Below are 16,664 nucleotides of genomic sequence, written 5' to 3'. Positions count from 1 at the left end.
GGCGTCCTCGCGTGGCGGCTCGGGCCCCCCGACTATCTCATGCCGGGGCGCGTCTGCAAAGCGGTCTCAGCGTCCGCGGGGGCGGTGGATATGGGCCGACTGCGCCAGGCCGAAGCCGACCATCAGCACCAACATCGCCGAGCCACCATAGCTGACCAGCGGCAAGGGCACGCCCACGACGGGCGCCAGGCCCATGACCATGGCCATGTTGACCGCGAAGAACAAAAAGAACGTGGCCCCTATGCCCAGCGTCACCAGCGATCCGAAGCGGTCGCGGTTGCGCACCGCCGAGACGACGCAGAAGAAGACGACCAACACGTAAAGCGTCAGCAGCGACACGGCGCCGACGAAGCCGAATTCCTCGGCCAGGGTGGTGAAGATGAAGTCGGTGTGCTTTTCGGGCAGGAAGTTCAGCCGACTTTGCGTGCCCTGCATGAAGCCGCGCCCGGTCCATCCCCCCGATCCCAGTGCGATCTTCGACTGGGTGATGTGATAGCCCGCCCCCAACGGGTCCGAGGACGGATCGAGGAACGTGTCGATCCGGCGGTACTGGTAGTCCTTCAAAAGCTGCCAGTCCTGGCCGCGCGACGCGAAGACGGCACTGACCGTGCCGACGCCCGCGGCGATCACGGCGATGAAATACCACCACGACACGCCCGCCAGGAACATGATCAGCCCGCCGCCCGTGACCAGCAGGATCGAGGTGCCCAGATCGGGCTGGCGCAGCACCAGGTAGGTGGGCAGGGCGATCAGCAGCAGCGGGATCAGCACCCAGATCGGGCGCGACGTCTTGCGGATGTCGAGCCAGTCGTAATAGGCGGCCAGGATCATCACCAAGGTAATCTTGGTCAGCTCCGACGGCTGCAGGCGCATGAACCCGAGGTTGATCCAGCGCTGGGCGCCCATGCCCGTCTCGCCGAAGAATTCCACGCCCACAAGCAGCGCCAGCGACACCGCATAGGCAAGCCCGGCCATGTTACGCCAGAACCAGATCGGCACCATGGCGATGGCGAACATCACGAACAGGCCCAGCGCGAAGCGTTTCATCTGCGGCTCGGCCCAGGGCTGCAGGGTGCCGCCCGCCACCGAATAGAGCATCAGGAAGCCCACCGACGCCACCGTGGTCAGCAGCACCACGAGCGGCCAGTTCAGATACAGGATCTTCGTGGGGCCGGTGGGGACGGTCTTGACGTTGTATTCAAGGTAACTCATGCGCGGTCCGCCCTGTCCGTGGGGCGGAAATTCTGCCGCAGGTTCAGCTCGGACAGCGATTCGCCAATCCGGGCGCGTTGCGAGGACGGGTAGTTCTCGAGCGGTGGCAGCCCGTCGTTCAGCGCGAACAGCATGATGTCGCGCGCGACCGGTGCGGCCGCGGCCGAGCCGCCGCCGCCATGCTCGACCACGACCGACACCGCCAGGTGCGGGTTCTCGTAGGGCGCGAAGCCCACGAACAGGGCGTGGTCGCGCTCTTCCCAGGGGACGTCCTGGTTGCGGACCACCACGCTGCGGACCTGGCTGGTGCCGGTCTTGCCCGCCATGCGCTTGTCGGCCGCCTCGATGCGCGAGCCGTAGGCCGTGCCACGGCGCGAATTGCCCACCGCGAACATGCCGCGGCGCACGTAGTTCAGGTGGTCTTCGCGAAAGCCCAGCGGCTCGATGCCCACCGGCTCGGGCTCGACCCCGTCCACCGACTTGACCAGGCGCGGCTCGATCCGGGTGCCCGAGGCCAGGCGCGCGGTCATCACCGCCAGCTGCAGCGGCGTGCTCAGCACGTAGCCTTGGCCGATCGCCGCGTTCAGGCTGTCGCCGACGCGCCAGTTCTGCTTGTAGCGCTCGAACAGCCACTGCTTGTCGGGCATGATGCCGGGGCTGACGGCGGACATGGGCAGATCGAACCGCTCCCCCAGGCCGAAGCGGCGCGACGTCTCGGCGATGCGCTCGATCCCGATGCGCTGGGCCAGCTCGTAGTAATAGACGTCGCAGGATTGCTGCAGCGACTTTTCCAGGTTGACCCAGCCATGCCCGCCCCGCTTCCAGCAGTGGAAGCGGCGGTTGCCGAGCGTGTGGTAGCCGCCGCAATAGAACGTCTCGCCGGGGTTAAGCAGGCCCGCGTCCAGCGCCGCCATGGTAACCATCATCTTGAAGGTCGAGCCGGGCGGATAGGCACCCTGAACCGCCTTGTTGGACAGGGGGCGATACTTGTTGTTGGTCAGCTCGCCGTAATCCGAGACCGAGATCCCGCGCACGAACTTGTTGGGATCGAAGCTGGGCGCGTTGCCCACGGCCAGCAGGTCGCCATTGCGCGTGTCCATCACCACGGCGCTGGCCGACAGGGCCGGGGCCAGCCGGGCCTCGACGAAATTCTGCAGCTTGCTGTCGATGGTCAGCTGCATGTCGCCGCCCGCGTCGCCCGGATCGCGGCCGAGCTCGCGCATGACGCGGCCCGCGGCGTTCACCTCGATCCGGCGCGCGCCGGCACTGCCGCGCAGCGTGCGCTCGTATTTCTGCTCGACGCCCGTCTTGCCGATCTGGAACTTGGGGATCTGCAGCAGCGGGTCGTCGTCGTCGATGCGGCTCAGGTCGTAGTCGCTGACCGGGCCCACGTAGCCGACGATATGGGCGAAATCCTCGTCCAGCGGGTAGTTGCGCGTGAGACCCACGTCCGGCGTGATGCCGGGCAGGGCGGGCGCGTTGACGGCCACCGTCGCGATGTCTTCCCAGCTGCGCTGGTCGGTCAGCGTCACCGGCACGAAGGGCGAGCGGCGCTTGATCTCCTTGCGCGCGCGGTCCAGCTCGACCGGATCCAGATAGATCAGCTGGCGCAGCTTCTCGATGGTCAGGTCCACGTCGCCCGCGTCTTCGCGCACGATGACGATGCGGTAATTCTGCGCGTTCTCTGCCAGCGGGATGCCGTTGCGATCGAAGATCAGCCCGCGCGCGGGCGCGATCAGACGCATGTTGATGCGGTTTTCCTCGGCCAGCAGGCGGAACTCGTCGGCTTGCTCGACCTGCATCTGGCGCATCCGCCAGCCCAGGATGCCCGCCGCGCCCAGCTGCACGCCGCCCAGCACCAGGCTGCGGCGCGAGATCTTGCGCAGCGACGCTTCGGTATCGCGCGGGCTGCGTTTCATGCGCGCAGGCCCTCCCGTTCGGACGGCGCGGGCGGGCGCACGCCGACGACGAAGGCGCTGAAGGCGACCACCAGCGGATAGACCGCGACCGACACGAAGACCTGCATCAGGATCGCGGTGAAGGGTGGTTGCGGGACCATGAACACCGCCAGGACCAGCACGTTGGCGGCCGAGATCGCGGTCAGCGTCGCGGCCACCAGCGCCCACTCGACGGGAAAGGGCAGCTCGGAGCTCAGATGGCCGCGCCCGCGCAGGAACTCCAGCGCAGCGACCACAAGCGCCGTCCACAGGCCCAGCGGCCGCATGAACAGGATATCCGACATCAGGATCACGGCCGCCACCAGCAGCACCGGCACGTAATCCGGCCGCCGCAGAACCCAGGCGAAGGCCAGCAGCACCAGCAGATCGGGCGTGCTCATGGGGTTGCTGGCGGTGTGAAAGGGCAGGATCAGGATGAACAGGATCAACACCGACAGGCCCGCGAAGATCGCGCGAAAACCCAGGCGGCGAAGGGTGAGCGGATCAACCATCGGCGCTCTCCGCGGCCTGGGCCACGGTGTCGGGGCTGCGCGATGGCGCGACCAGACCGCCCGGATCGCTGATCGGGGTCGCCGGTTGCGAACGCAGCACGCGCATGAATTCCAGCCGCTCGTAATCGGCGGCCAGGCGCACGCGCAGAACCCGGTCCGAGCCCTGCACGACCTGGCCCACCAGAAGCCCCGCGGGCAGCACGCCGCCGTCGCCGGAACTGACCACCCGGTCGCCGGGACGGACCTCTTCCGGCTCTTCCACGAAATCCAGCGGCGGCAGTTTCGAATTGTCGCCCGCCAGGATCGCGCGCTGGCCGGACGGCTGGATCGCCACCGGCACGCGGCTGTTGCTGTCCGACAGCAGGATCACCCGCGACGAGCTGTTGCCCACGCCCGACACGCGCCCCACGAGGCCCAGACCGTCGGTCGTCGCCCAGCCGTCCCGGATGCCGTCGCGGGCGCCCAGGTTCAGCAGCACCGATTGCCGAAAGGGCGAGCCGCTGTCGGCCAGCACGACGCCGGTGATGAAATTCAGCTTCGGGTCCAGCCGCACCTTGTTCAGATCCAACAGCTTGGCGTTTTCCTGTTCCAGCTGAAGCGCGGCTTCCTTCCACGCCTTCATCTGCTGCAGCTCGCGGCGCAGGTCCTGGTTCTGCTCGTAGATGCGGGTGTAGCTTTGGAAATTCTCGACCATGCCCGCGAGTTTCGTGACCGGAACAAGCGCCCATTCGAAGCTGGGCACGACCTGGTCGATGACCTGGGCGCGCAGGCGCTCGGCGCGGGGGCTGTCGATGCGCCAGAACAGGAAGACGGCCAGAAGAACGATCACGACCACACCGGTCAGGATGCGCCTGACCGGTCTGACGAAATCGTCTGACGTGTTCCTGTCTCTTGCCATTCCGGTCCCCTCGGGGCGTGCCGCGCCCCCTCAGGATCAACTGTCGTAGTCTATCACATGCCGCAGCTGTTTTTCATATTCCAGCGCCTTGCCGGTGCCCAGGGCCACACAATTCAGTGACTCGTCGGCAATCGAAACGGCCAGGCCCGTCTGCTCGCGCAGCGCCAGGTCCAGCTCGCCCAGCAACGCGCCGCCGCCGGTCAGCATGACGCCCCGGTCGACGATGTCGGCGGCCAGGTCGGGCGGCGTGGCTTCCAGCGCGATCATCACCGCTTCGCAGATCGCCTGCACCGGCTCGGCCAGCGCCTCGGCCACCTGGGCCTGATTGATCTCGGTTTCCTTCGGAACCCCGTTCAGCAGGTCGCGGCCGCGGATCTGCAGCGCGGCGCCGCGCCCGTCGTCGGGCATCCGGCTGGTGCCGATGGTGGTCTTGATCCGCTCGGCGGTGCTTTCGCCGATGAGCAGATTGTGCTGGCGGCGCAGGTAGCTGATGATCGCTTCGTCCATGCGGTCGCCCCCGACGCGCACCGAGCGGGCGTAGACGATGTCGCCCAGGCTGAGAACGGCGACTTCGGTGGTGCCGCCCCCGATGTCGACAACCATGTTCCCGGTCGGGTCCGTGATCGGCATGCCCGATCCGATGGCCGCGGCGATGGGTTCCGCGATCAGGCCCGCCTTGCGCGCGCCCGCGCTGATGACCGATTGCCGGATCGCGCGCTTTTCCACGGGCGTGGCGCCATGGGGCACGCAGACGATGATCTTCGGCTTGGAGAACGTGGTGCGCTTGTGGACCTTGCGGATGAAGTGCTTGATCATCTCTTCGGCCACGTCGAAATCGGCGATGACGCCTTCGCGCATGGGCCGGATCGCCTGGATCGAGCCGGGCGTGCGGCCCAGCATCAGTTTCGCGTCCTCGCCCACGGCCAGCACCTGCTTGCGCCCGTCGCGCACGTGGAAGGCGACGACCGATGGTTCGTTCAGCACGATGCCGCGTCCCTTGACATAGACCAGCGTGTTGGCCGTGCCGAGGTCGATCGCCATGTCCGAGGAAAAGATCCCCGTCAAACTACTCATATCCCCAAGTCCTTATCGCATGCAGCAGATGGTCGGCCCCGAGTCGCCCCGGACCGGCGTTGCGGCCTTATAGGCAAGGCCAGTGCCCGGGGAAAGGCTGCCGCTCGGATCGGTGCGGCGTAAACTTGCCGCACGGCCGTTCCCTTGCTGCTGGGTTGCGCCGTAATGTTCGATTAGTGCTAATTTCAGCGTTCCGGTACCGCGACTATCGCGCCCGATATTGCAAAGTGTCAATGTGTGGAATGTGGATGACAGTCGCAAATAAGTCGCCCGCGGGGCCATGGACGATGGGTTTCGCCCGGCCCCGCAGCCCGTTTCAGCCCGCGTCCTTGTAGCTGACCGACTTGGTGTCGGTGCCCGCACCGGTCAACGCGCGCTTGACCAGCAGGCGGTTCAGCGCGGTGATATAGGCCCGCGCGCTGGCCACCACGGTGTCGGTGTCGGCGGACTGGCCGGTGACGATGCGCCCGTCTTCCTCCATCCGGACGGTCACGGTGGCCTGCGCGTCGGTGCCTTCGGTCACAGCATGCACCTGGTAGAGCTGCAGCCGGGCGTTGTGCGGGACCAGCTTCTTGATCGCGTTGAACGCCGCGTCCACCGGCCCGTCGCCCTGGGCCGTGACCTGGTGATCGGCGCCGTCGATGGTCAGGATGACATCGGCCGATTGCGGCGCCTCGGTGCCGCAGATGACGCGCATGAACTTCAGCCGGATATTCTGCTCGGCCGCGCCTTGGGCGCGCACCAGCGCCTCGATATCCTCGTCGAAGACTTCCTTCTTGCGGTCGGCCAGGTCCTTGAACCGCACGAAGATGTCGTTCAGCTGGTTATCGGCCACGTCGAAGCCCAGCTCTTTCAGCTTTGCGCGCAGTGCCGCCCGGCCCGAATGCTTGCCCATGGGCAGCGACGTGCCCGACAGGCCCACGTCTTCGGGGCGCATGATCTCGAAGGTCTCGGCGTTCTTCAGCATCCCGTCCTGGTGGATGCCGGATTCGTGCGCGAAGGCGTTCTTGCCGACGATGGCCTTGTTGAACTGCACCGGGAAGCCGCTGACCGTCGCCACCCGGCGCGAGATCGCCATGATCTTGCGGCTGTCCACGCCGGTGTCATAGGGCAGGATGTCGTGGCGCACCTTCAGCGCCATCACGATTTCTTCCAGCGCGGTGTTGCCCGCCCGCTCGCCCAGACCGTTGATCGTGCATTCCACCTGACGCGCGCCGCCTTCCACGGCGGCCAGGCTGTTGGCCGTCGCCATGCCCAGGTCGTTGTGGCAATGGGTGGCGAAGATCACGTCCTCGGCGCCTTCGACCTCGGCGATCAGGCGCCGGATCAGGTCGGCGGATTCCACCGGCGCGGTATAGCCCACCGTGTCGGGGATGTTGATCGTCGTGGCGCCCGCCTTGATGGCGATTTCCACCGTGCGCCTCAGGAAGTCCCACTCGGTGCGGGTGGCGTCCATGGGCGACCATTGCACGTTGTCGGTCAGGTTGCGCGCGTGGGTCACGGTGTCGTGGATGCGCTGGGCCATCTCGTCCATGGTCAGGTTCGGTATGGCCCGGTGCAGCGGCGAGGTGCCGATGAAGGTGTGGATGCGCGGGGATCTGGCGGGCTTCACCGCCTCCCACGCGCGGTCGATATCCTTGAAATTTGCGCGCGACAGGCCGCAGATCGTGGCGGATCTGGTCTGCTCCGCGATGGCCTTCACCGCGGCGAAATCGCCTTCGGACGCGATGGGAAAGCCCGCCTCGATGATGTCCACGCCCATTTCGTCGAGCATCTCGGCGATTTCCAGCTTCTCGCGGTGGCTCATGGTGGCGCCGGGCGATTGCTCGCCGTCGCGCAAGGTGGTGTCGAAGATCAGAACGCGGCCGTCTTGGGCCTTTTGCATATCGGGATTGGTCATGGGATCGTCTTTCTGCTGTGCTTCATCCGGTTTCGGCGCTGGTCCACCCCTGAGCGGTCGCGCCGACAGGCACGCTCAGAGGCGACTAAGAAGCAGCAGCAGGCCGCGCTGGGCCGAAGGAAACGCACGCATATCCATATGCGGCATAGTATCCGGCTGCGCGCGAATGAAAACCCCTTTCGTTGACCCGCTGTCGCGGCCCCCTAGCTGGCAGCCCAAGGCAAGGAGAACGGGATGGACAAAGCATTGGTGATCGGCGCGTCGGGCGGCGTGGGGCAGGCCATCGTGGCCGAGCTGGAAGGGCGCGGCGTCGAGGTCGCGACCCTGTCGCGCAGCGCCGACGGCCTGGACGTGACGGACGAGGACAGCGTGAAGGCGGCGCTGGACGGCATCAAGGGCGATTTCGACCTGGTCTTCGTGGCCACGGGTGCTTTGACCTGCACCCGCGACGCACCCGAAAAGCAGCTGGACGACTTGAGCGCGGACGAGCTGATCGCCCAGATGCGGCTGAACGCGCTTGGCCCCGCGCTGGTGCTGAAGCACTGGAAATCGCGCATCCCGCGCAAGTCGCGCTTCGTCTTCGCGGCCCTGTCGGCGCGGGTGGGCAGCATCGGCGACAACCGCATGGGCGGCTGGTATTCCTACCGCACCTCCAAGGCCGCGCTGAACTCGCTGCTGCACGGTGCCGCGGTGGAAATCGCGCGCACCCGCAAGGAAGCGATCGTGACCTGCCTGCACCCCGGCACCGTGGCCACGTCTTTCACCGAAAACTACCCCGACCACGACAAGGTCACGGCCGAAGAAGCCGCGAAGAACCTGGTCGACGTGATCGAAGGGCTGACACCCGACCAGACCGGGCAATTCTTCGATTACGCGGCCGAGCCGATCCAGTGGTAGCGCGCCTGGTCCTGGTCCTGGGCGACCAGCTGTCGCAGGATCTTTCGGCCCTGCGCGAGGCGACGCGCGACGACGTGATCGTCATGGCCGAGGTCGCGGACGAAGCCACCTACGTGCCCCACCACCCCAAGAAGATCGCGTTTCTCTTCGCCGCCATGCGCAAGTTCGCCGACCGGCTGCGCGGTGAAGGCTGGACGGTGGCCTACACGAAACTGGACGATCCCGACAATTCCGGCTCGATCCCGGGCGAATTGCTGCGCCGGGCCGACGAATTTGGAACATCGCGCGTGGTGGCGACCGAGCCCGGTGAATGGCGGCTCATCCAGGCGCTGCAGGATTGCCCGCTCGATGTCGAGATCCGGCAGGACGACCGCTTCCTCGCCTCCCACGCCGATTTCGACGCTTGGGCCGAGGGCCGCAAGGAATTGCGGATGGAGTGGTTCTACCGCGACATGCGCCGCCGCACCGGCCTGCTGATGGACGGCGACCAGCCCGCGGGGGGCAAGTGGAACTACGACCACGACAACCGCAAGCCCGCCCCGGACGAGGTGGATTTCGGCGGGCCGATGCAGTTCACCCCCGACGACACGGTGACCGAGGTGCTGGAGCTTGTGGGCCGCCGCTTCGGCAACAATTTCGGCGACCTGACCCCGTTCTGGTTCGCCACCGACCAGGGACAGGCGCGCCGGGCGCTCACGCATTTCATCCAGAACGCGCTGCCGAAATTCGGCGACTACCAGGACGCGATGCTGGCCGAGGATCGGTTTCTCTACCACGCCGTGATCTCGATGTACCTGAACGCGGGGCTGCTGCACTGGCGCGAGATCTGCGAGGCGGCCGAGCACGCGTGGAAGTCCGGCGACGCGCCCATAAACGCAGTCGAGGGCTTCATCCGCCAGATCATCGGCTGGCGCGAATACATGCGCGGCATCTACTTCCGCGAGGGTCCCGATTACACGTCGCGCAACGTGCTGGGCCACGGGCGGTCGCTGCCGGGCTTCTACTGGGGCGACGCCACCAACATGCGCTGCATCTCGAAGGCGGTCGAGCAGACCCGCGCCGAGGCCTACGCCCACCACATCCAGCGCCTGATGGTCACCGGCAACTTCGCACTGCTGGCGGGAATCGACCCGCACGAGGTCCACGAATGGTACCTGGCCGTCTATGCCGACGCCTACGAATGGGTCGAGGCGCCCAATGTCATCGGCATGAGCCAGTTCGCCGATGGCGGCATCGTCGGCTCGAAACCCTACGTGTCCAGCGGCAACTACATCGCCAAGATGTCGGACTATTGCGGCGACTGCCACTACAACGTGAAGACCAAGGTGGGTGAGGGTGCCTGCCCGTTCAATCTGCTTTACTGGGCCTTCATGGACCGGCACCGCGAGCGGTTCTCGTCGAACCCGCGCATGGCGCAGATGTACGCGACATGGGACCGGATGGACGCCGACAAGCGCGCGCGGATCCTGTCCGAGGCCGACACCTTCCTGAACCGGATGGCGCAGGGCGCGCTGGTGTGACCGGCGGATCCCCGAGCCTTTGAAGACCCATGAGTGCCACTCCTGCGCGCAACGCGGGCAGGCGGCTTTACGCGGCTACTCGGAAGCGGCTTCGGCGTCGTTGCTTTCGACCTCGACCGTCTGGCTTGTCAGCGCGCCGTTTTGCCAGTCGCCGCTGGCCTCTTCGCCGCTGGCGTAGCGGATCGTGCCTTCGCCGGACCGCTGGCCGTCGACGAAATTGCCCTCGTAGACGTCGCCGTTGGGATAGGTCGCGGTGCCCCGCCCGTTGATCACGCCTTCGGACCATTCGCCTTCGTAGGTCGAGCCATCCGCATAGGTGATCTTGCCCATCCCGCTGCGCAAGCCGTTCTCGAACCCGCCTTCATAGATCGACCCGTCGGGATAGGTCACGCGGCCCTGTCCGGCGCGTTGCCCCGCCTTCCAGTCGCCCTCGTAGACCTGGCCGTCGGGGAAGGTCATGGTGCCCTGGCCTTCGTTCTGCGCGTCGACGAAGCCGCCTTCGTAGACCGCGCCGTTGGCGTAGGTGGCGATGCCCTGTCCGTTGATCACGCCGTCGGACCAGTCGCCTTCGTAGCTGTTGCCATCCGGGAAGGTGATCTTGCCCTTGCCGTCGGGCAAATCGTCGCGGAACTCCCCTTCGTAGACCGCGCCGTCGGGATAGACCACGGCGCCCGCGCCCTCGATCCGGCCCGCGACCCACGTGCCGGTATAGCTGTAGCCGTCGGGACGGGTGAAGCTGCCCTGGCCCTCGCGCTTGTCGGCGACGAAGCTGCCGTCGTAGATCTCGCCATTCGCGTAGGTCACGCGGCCCTTGCCCTGACGCTCGCCCGCCAGCAGCTCGCCTTCGTAGATATCCCCGTTGGGTTGGGTCAGCTTGCCGGTGCCGGTGATCTCGCCCGCCAGCCACTCGCCTTCGTAGATCAGCCCGTCCGGCGTCGTCAGGGTGCCGGTGCCCTCGCGGTTGCCACCCGCCATCTGGCCTTCGTAGGTGGCGCCGTCGGGATAGGTGATCTTGCCGTCGCCATCCTTTTCGCCGTCGACCCAGTCGCCTTCGTAAACGTAGCCCGAGCTGCTTTCCATCCGCCCGATGCCGTGGTGGCGCGCGTTGCGGAAGCCGCCTTCGTAGCGGGTGCCGTTGGCATAGACCGCGACCCCTTCGCCGTTGATCGTGCCGTCGGACCATTCGCCCACATAGGTGCCGCCATCGGCGAAGGTGATCTTGCCCTGTCCCTCGGGCTTGCCGCGGGCGAACTGGCCTTCGTAGACGGACCCGTTGGGAAAGCGCGCCACGCCCTCTCCGACGATTTCGCCGTCGCGCCATTCGCCCGAATATTCGTAGCCGTTGGGCAGCCGATAGGTGCCCTGGCCGTCCTGCTTGCCGTCCTTGAACGTGCCCTCGTAGACGCCGCCATCCTCGTATTGCTTGGTCTGCACGTCGCCTTCGGACTGGGCGTATGCCTGCGGGGCGGCCAGCATGAGCGCGGCGACGCTTGCGGAAAGGAATGACGTGAGCCGCATGAAGATGCCCCTTTGAAGTCGGTTCGAAGTCAGGGTGCAAACCTAACGGCGGGCCCCTTGCGCCGCAACGCTTTTCCCGCGCGCGGCGCTTCCCATTCGGCGAGGTTCTGCTAAGTCCCATCCGCGATGGAGGTACCACCATGTCCGACCGATTTCGCCTTACCCTGGGCCAGTTGAACCCGACCGTAGGCGACCTGGCGGGCAATGCCGAAAAGGCGCGCGGGGCGTGGGAACAGGGCCGCGATGCCGGGGCCGACATGGTCGCGCTGCCCGAGATGTTCGTCACCGGCTACCAGGTTCAGGACCTGGTGCTGAAGCCCGTTTTCGTGCGCCGGGCGATGGAGACCCTGAGACAGCTGGCCCGCGACTGCGCCGATGGTCCCGCGCTGGGGATCGGCGGGCCCTATGCCTATGGCGACAAGCTCTACAACGCCTACTGGATCCTGCAGAACGGCAAGGTCGCCACGCGCATCCTGAAGCACAAGCTGCCGAACGAGACGGTGTTCGACGAGGTGCGGCTTTACGACGAGGGCCCGATCTCGGGGCCCTACAGCATCGGGCCGCTCAGGATCGGCACACCCATCTGCGAGGACGCGTGGCACGTGGATGTCTGCGAGGCGCTCGAGGAATCCGGCGCCGAGATCCTGCTGGTCCCCAACGGCTCGCCCTATTACCGGGGCAAGTTCGACCGCCGCGTGGGCCACATGGTGGCCCGCACGGTCGAGACGGGGCTACCGCTGGTCTATCTCAACATGGTGGGGGCCCAGGACGACCAGACCTTCGACGGGGCGACCTTCGTGCTGAACCCCCACGGCACGCTGGCCACCGCGCTGCCCGCCTTCGACGAGGTCATCCACCACCAGGATTTCGAGCGCGGCGACGACGGCTGGCGCGCGGTCGCGGGGCCCCGCGCGGTGCACCCCGACGCGTGGGAGCAGGATTACCGCGTCATGGTCACCGCGCTGCGCGACTATTGTCGCAAGACGGGCTTCGGCAAGGTGCTCCTGGGCCTCTCGGGCGGCATCGACAGCGCCATCGTGGCGGCCATCGCGGTGGACGCGCTGGGCGCCGACAACGTGCGCTGCGTCATGCTGCCGTCGGAATACACGTCGCAGGCGTCGCTCGACGATGCCGCCGAGGTGGCGCGGTTGCTGGGCTGCAAGCTCGACCGCGTCGACATCGAGGGCCCGCGCGCGGCGGTGACGCAGGCGCTGGCCCATCTCTTCGAGGGGTTGGAGCCCGACCTGACCGAAGAAAACATCCAGTCCCGCCTGCGGGGCCTGTCGCTCATGGCGCTTTCCAACAAGTTCGGCGAGATGCTTCTGACCACCGGCAACAAGTCCGAGGTGGCGGTGGGCTACGCCACGATCTACGGCGATATGTCGGGCGGCTACAACCCGATCAAGGACATGTACAAGACCCGCGTGTTCCAGACCTGCCGCTGGCGCAACGACAACCACCGCGACTGGATGAAGGGGCCCGCGGGCACCGTGATCCCGCCGCGGGTGATCGACAAGCCGCCCACCGCCGAGCTGCGCGCCGACCAGAAGGACGAGGATTCGCTGCCCCCCTACGAGGTGCTGGACGATATCCTGGAACAGCTGATCGACCACGAATCCAGCGTCGCCGAAGTGGTCGGCCGCGGCCATGACCGCGACCTGGTCAAGAAGGTCGAGAACCTGATCTATATCAGCGAATACAAGCGGTTCCAGTCCGCACCGGGGGCGCGGCTGACGCCGCGCAGCTTCTGGCTGGACCGCCGCTATCCGATCGTGAACCGCTGGCGCGATCCCACCTGAGCCGCCCGCTCACGCCGATTTCGCGGGCGATGCCAATTCGTGGATCCGGCCCGGCAACTCGGCCCGGAAGATCGCGCCGGGCTTGTCCTTGCGCCTGATATAGCTGAGCGAGCCGCCCTGGCTTTTCAGCAGCTTCAGGATCGTGGGCAGCCCGTAGCCACATTTCGCGCCGCCCTTGGCGCGCGCCGCCTTGGCGATGGGATCTATGGCCGCGTCCACGCCGGGGCCGTCATCCATCACGCTCAACGTGATGGTCAGCGCGACCGGGTCCTCGTCGATGGTGATGTCGATCTGCGATCGTGCGTAACGGACCGCGTTTTCCATCAGGTTGCGCAAGGTCGCGTGCAGCACGATGGCGTCGGTCAGCACCACCTGCCGCGGATAGGTGATCGTCAGCCGCTGGCCGGGATCGACCAGCCCGGCGATATCGGCGCAGGATCGGTAAAGGTCGATCTCGTCCTCGCGGAACGGGGCGGAGTGGTCGGACATCACGCGCTGCATCATGCCGTCGATCGCCGCGATCGACGATCTGGCCACGTCCCGGCAGGCCAGGATCATGTCGCGCTTGCCGTCGCCCAGGTCGCGGAACCCTTCCAGCACGATCCCGGTCAGCGAGATCACGTTGGCCAGCGGGGCGCGCATGTCGTGGACGGTCAGACCGGCCAGCATCTGCACTTCCCTGTGCGCCATCTTCAGATCGGCGAGGTCCGACACCAAGCGGCTTTCGCGCAGCTTCACGTCGGTGATTTCGCTGGTGACGCCGACGATCCGGGCGCGGCCCTGGGCGCCGTCGGGCGCCCGCGCCAGGACGGTGCGCCACCAGGTTTCGGCGTCGTTCAGGCGATGGGCCTCATCCAGATAGATGGGCGTGTCGGACTCGAGCGCGGCGCGATAATTGTCGGCGATCAGCTCGGCCATCCGGGCCGGGAACACCGTCTCGATCGGGCCCGCGCAGACGGCATCGGCGTCGAAGCCGGTGGCCTTTTCAAGCTCCGGGCTGAAATGCACGAACTGGAAGACGCCTTCGGGGGTCCTTTCGACCACGAAGATCGGGCAACTCATGGATTGCACGGCCGACAGAAACGGGTCGGCCCCCCGCCATTTTCTTAGATCCAGCATGTCCGACAACCCCATTCATCCCTGGCAGCAGCATGGGGCCAAAAGGTTAGGTTTGCCTTTCCAGACGCGACATTTCGCGGCATTCGATCCCGCGCCGATGTGCCACCGCGGCGGCGGCGTCGGAGCTTGAACGGAAAAAAGGCCCGCCATGTCAGCGACATGGCGGGCCGATTTCTGTAGGTATCCCGTTCGCTTATTCGCGGTTGCCCATGAAGCTCAGCAGGAACATGAACAGGTTGATGAAGTCCAGGTACAGGTTCAGCGCCCCCATGATGGCCGACTTGCTCAGCCATTCCTGGTCCATCGACTGCGCGTGCTGGATGTAGTCGGTCTTGATCTTCTGCGTGTCATAGGCGGTCAGGCCCGCGAAGATCAGAACGCCCAGTGCCGAGATCGCGAACATGATCGCGGGCGAGCCCAGGAAGATGTTGACGATGGACGCCACGATCAGGCCGATCACGCCCATGATCAGGAAGCTGCCCCAGCCCGAAATGTCCTTCTTCGTGGTGTAGCCCCACAGCGACAGGCCCGCGAAGGCCACCGCGGTGATCAGGAACGTCTGCACGATCGAGAAGCCGGTAAAGACCAGGAAGATCGAGCTCAGCGACAGGCCCATCAAGGCGGCGAAGGTGTAGAAGAACAGCTGCGCGCCCGCGGCCGAGATGCGGTTGATCAGCGCGCCGAACGCGAAGACCATGATCAGCGGGGCGAACATGATCAGCCATTTCAGCGGCGTGGTATAGATCGCGACGCCAAGCTGGCTGAGCTCACCCGACGGGGTCACGGCCAGGCCGGAAATGGCCCAGGCGGCAAACGCGGTGATCACCATGCCCACGGACATCGTGCCGTAGACCTTGTTCATATGGGTCCGAAGACCCTGATCAATCTCGGCAGACCGGACACCGGCGCCCGAGCGGATCGTCTGTTGTTCAGCCATTAATCGCCTCCAAGCGGTAAACTTCCGGGCCGCGACGCGACCCTACGGGCGATATATTTGCAGGAATGGGCCGCAATTCAAGGGGCTTGCGGCACCATTCCGTCGCAGTTTGGCGGCAATTGTCGCCTTATGAGCGCCAATGACGGGGTGAATCCCAGATTGGCTTGCGGCTTTCAGCCTCGGCCTCGTGGCGGGTCAGCCCGATGTCGTTCAGCATGTGGTCGTCGAGATCGCCAAGCGCGCGGCGCTGGCGGTGCAACGCCAAGAGCTCGAGAAGGGGCCGCACGACATGCGGGGTCGTCAACTGGCTTTTGAAGGACGCAATGCGAATGCTGAAAATGGACATGAAAAATTCCTTTCGTGATGAAATGCGATCGTCGGATCGTGCTTGCCAATATATCCTCGGATGGGCCATTTTGAAATCGAATGATAATGACGGACTTCATCAAGAAAGTTGATATGCCTCGCAATCTGGACCTGACCGCCCTGCGCTCGTTCATCGCCGTCGCCGATCTTGGCGGCGTCACGAAGGCCGCGGGCCACCTGCACCTGACCCAGTCGGCGGTGTCGATGCAATTGAAGCGGCTGGAAGAATCGCTGAACGTCCCGCTGATCGACCGCTCGGCGCGCAACGTGCAGCTGACCGCCACGGGCGAGCAGCTTCTGTCCTACGCCCGCCGGATGCTGGTGCTGAACGACGAGGCGATTTCGCGCATGACCGATGACGGCTACGAGGGCGAGATCGTGCTGGGCGTCCCGCACGACATCCTGTATCCCGCGATCCCGCCGTTCCTTGCGGCCTTCGCGCAGCGCTATCCGCGCTTGCGGGTCCGGCTGCTGTCGCTGCCCACGCGGGCGCTGAAGCAGATGTTCGCCCGCGGCGAATGCGACGCGATCCTGACCACCGAGGAAACGCTGGACGAGCGCGGCGAGACGCTGCTGTCGCTGCCCTTGGTCTGGGCCGGGGCCGCGGGCGGCGTCGCCCATCGCGCGCGTCCCGTGCCCTTCGCATTCTGCCGCAACTGCATCTTCAGCCCGATCGCCCGCGCCGCCTTGGACAAGGCGGGGATCGACTGGGTGTCCGTGGTGGATGCCGCGTCCGACCGCGCAAGCGAGGTGGCGGTCATGGCCGACCTGGCGATCTACGTGATCCTCGACCAGACGCTGCCGCAGGGCGTCCGGAAGGTGCCCGCGAATGCGGGCCTGCCCGACTTGCCCATGCAGAAGATCAACCTCTATCGCTCGACGGCGATGCAGCCCGAGGTCTCGGACGCCATGGCCACGCTTCTGCGCGACAATTACGCACGCCTGGGGCAGCCCGAGCGACTGGCCGCCGAATAG

At 66.1% G+C, this 16,664-nt stretch carries 14 protein-coding genes; 4 read left to right on the top strand and 10 right to left on the bottom strand.

From position 1 onward, the window contains the following. Positions 1-66: 66 nt before the first annotated feature. The 6 genes from rodA to ILP92_RS06925 all read right to left on the bottom strand — a co-directional run bounded on the left by rodA (position 67) and on the right by ILP92_RS06925 (position 7,533). Positions 67-1,212, bottom strand: a complete 1,146-nt coding sequence (gene rodA, locus ILP92_RS06950) for a rod shape-determining protein RodA (RefSeq protein ID WP_198915651.1) — start codon at positions 1,210-1,212, stop codon at positions 67-69. Next, complete coding sequence (gene mrdA, locus ILP92_RS06945) at positions 1,209-3,131, bottom strand: penicillin-binding protein 2 (protein ID WP_198915650.1); 1,923 nt, start codon at positions 3,129-3,131, stop codon at positions 1,209-1,211. Before mrdA ends, rodA begins: the two co-directional genes overlap by 4 nt. Further along, a complete protein-coding gene (locus tag ILP92_RS06940; protein WP_198915649.1) occupies positions 3,128-3,661 on the bottom strand; it encodes a rod shape-determining protein MreD in 534 nt (177 codons plus the stop codon). The genes mrdA and ILP92_RS06940 overlap by 4 nt, the downstream gene beginning before the upstream one ends. Next, positions 3,654-4,559, bottom strand: a complete 906-nt coding sequence (gene mreC / locus ILP92_RS06935) for a rod shape-determining protein MreC (RefSeq protein WP_198915648.1) — start codon at positions 4,557-4,559, stop codon at positions 3,654-3,656. Before mreC ends, ILP92_RS06940 begins: the two co-directional genes overlap by 8 nt. 36 nt (positions 4,560-4,595) lie before the next feature. Continuing rightward, entirely contained in the window at positions 4,596-5,633 is a 1,038-nt protein-coding gene (locus ILP92_RS06930; RefSeq protein WP_198915647.1) for a rod shape-determining protein, read from the bottom strand. A 316-nt stretch (positions 5,634-5,949) separates the two neighbouring features. Further along, positions 5,950-7,533 carry a 2-isopropylmalate synthase gene (locus tag ILP92_RS06925; protein WP_235971194.1) on the bottom strand — a complete coding sequence of 528 codons (1,584 nt, stop codon included), beginning with the start codon at positions 7,531-7,533 and terminating at the stop codon, positions 5,950-5,952. A 234-nt stretch (positions 7,534-7,767) separates the two neighbouring features. Here ILP92_RS06925 and ILP92_RS06920 point away from each other — a divergent pair, with 234 nt between their 5' ends. Both ILP92_RS06920 and ILP92_RS06915 read left to right on the top strand, forming a co-directional pair. Then, a complete protein-coding gene (locus tag ILP92_RS06920; RefSeq protein ID WP_198915646.1) occupies positions 7,768-8,430 on the top strand; it encodes an SDR family NAD(P)-dependent oxidoreductase in 663 nt (220 codons plus the stop codon). Beyond that, positions 8,424-9,950, top strand: a complete 1,527-nt coding sequence (locus tag ILP92_RS06915) for a cryptochrome/photolyase family protein (RefSeq protein ID WP_198915645.1) — start codon at positions 8,424-8,426, stop codon at positions 9,948-9,950. Before ILP92_RS06920 ends, ILP92_RS06915 begins: the two co-directional genes overlap by 7 nt. Positions 9,951-10,025: 75 nt before the next feature. Here ILP92_RS06915 and ILP92_RS06910 read toward each other — a convergent pair whose 3' ends face one another. Next, positions 10,026-11,468, bottom strand: a complete 1,443-nt coding sequence (locus tag ILP92_RS06910; RefSeq protein WP_198915644.1) for an MORN repeat-containing protein — start codon at positions 11,466-11,468, stop codon at positions 10,026-10,028. A gap of 140 nt (positions 11,469-11,608) precedes the next feature. Here ILP92_RS06910 and ILP92_RS06905 point away from each other — a divergent pair, with 140 nt between their 5' ends. Beyond that, positions 11,609-13,267, top strand: coding sequence for an NAD+ synthase (locus ILP92_RS06905; protein WP_198915643.1), 1,659 nt, complete (start codon positions 11,609-11,611; stop codon positions 13,265-13,267). A gap of 9 nt (positions 13,268-13,276) precedes the next feature. Here the strand turns inward: ILP92_RS06905 and ILP92_RS06900 are convergent, their stop codons facing one another. The 3 genes from ILP92_RS06900 to ILP92_RS06890 form a co-directional block, all read right to left on the bottom strand. Beyond that, positions 13,277-14,386, bottom strand: a complete 1,110-nt coding sequence (locus ILP92_RS06900) for a PAS domain-containing sensor histidine kinase (RefSeq protein WP_198915642.1) — start codon at positions 14,384-14,386, stop codon at positions 13,277-13,279. Positions 14,387-14,579: 193 nt separating this feature from the next. Then, entirely contained in the window at positions 14,580-15,323 is a 744-nt protein-coding gene (locus ILP92_RS06895; protein WP_198915641.1) for a Bax inhibitor-1/YccA family protein, read from the bottom strand. A gap of 127 nt (positions 15,324-15,450) precedes the next feature. Further along, entirely contained in the window at positions 15,451-15,669 is a 219-nt protein-coding gene (locus ILP92_RS06890; protein ID WP_198915640.1) for a DUF1127 domain-containing protein, read from the bottom strand. 113 nt (positions 15,670-15,782) lie between these two features. Between ILP92_RS06890 and ILP92_RS06885 the strand changes: the two genes are divergently transcribed. Next, complete coding sequence (locus tag ILP92_RS06885; protein WP_198915639.1) at positions 15,783-16,664, top strand: LysR family transcriptional regulator; 882 nt, start codon at positions 15,783-15,785, stop codon at positions 16,662-16,664.

Source organism: Palleronia pontilimi, from assembly GCF_016412875.1.
Lineage (GTDB): Bacteria > Pseudomonadota > Alphaproteobacteria > Rhodobacterales > Rhodobacteraceae > Palleronia > Palleronia pontilimi.
This window is presented reverse-complemented; position numbering and strand designations above follow the sequence as displayed.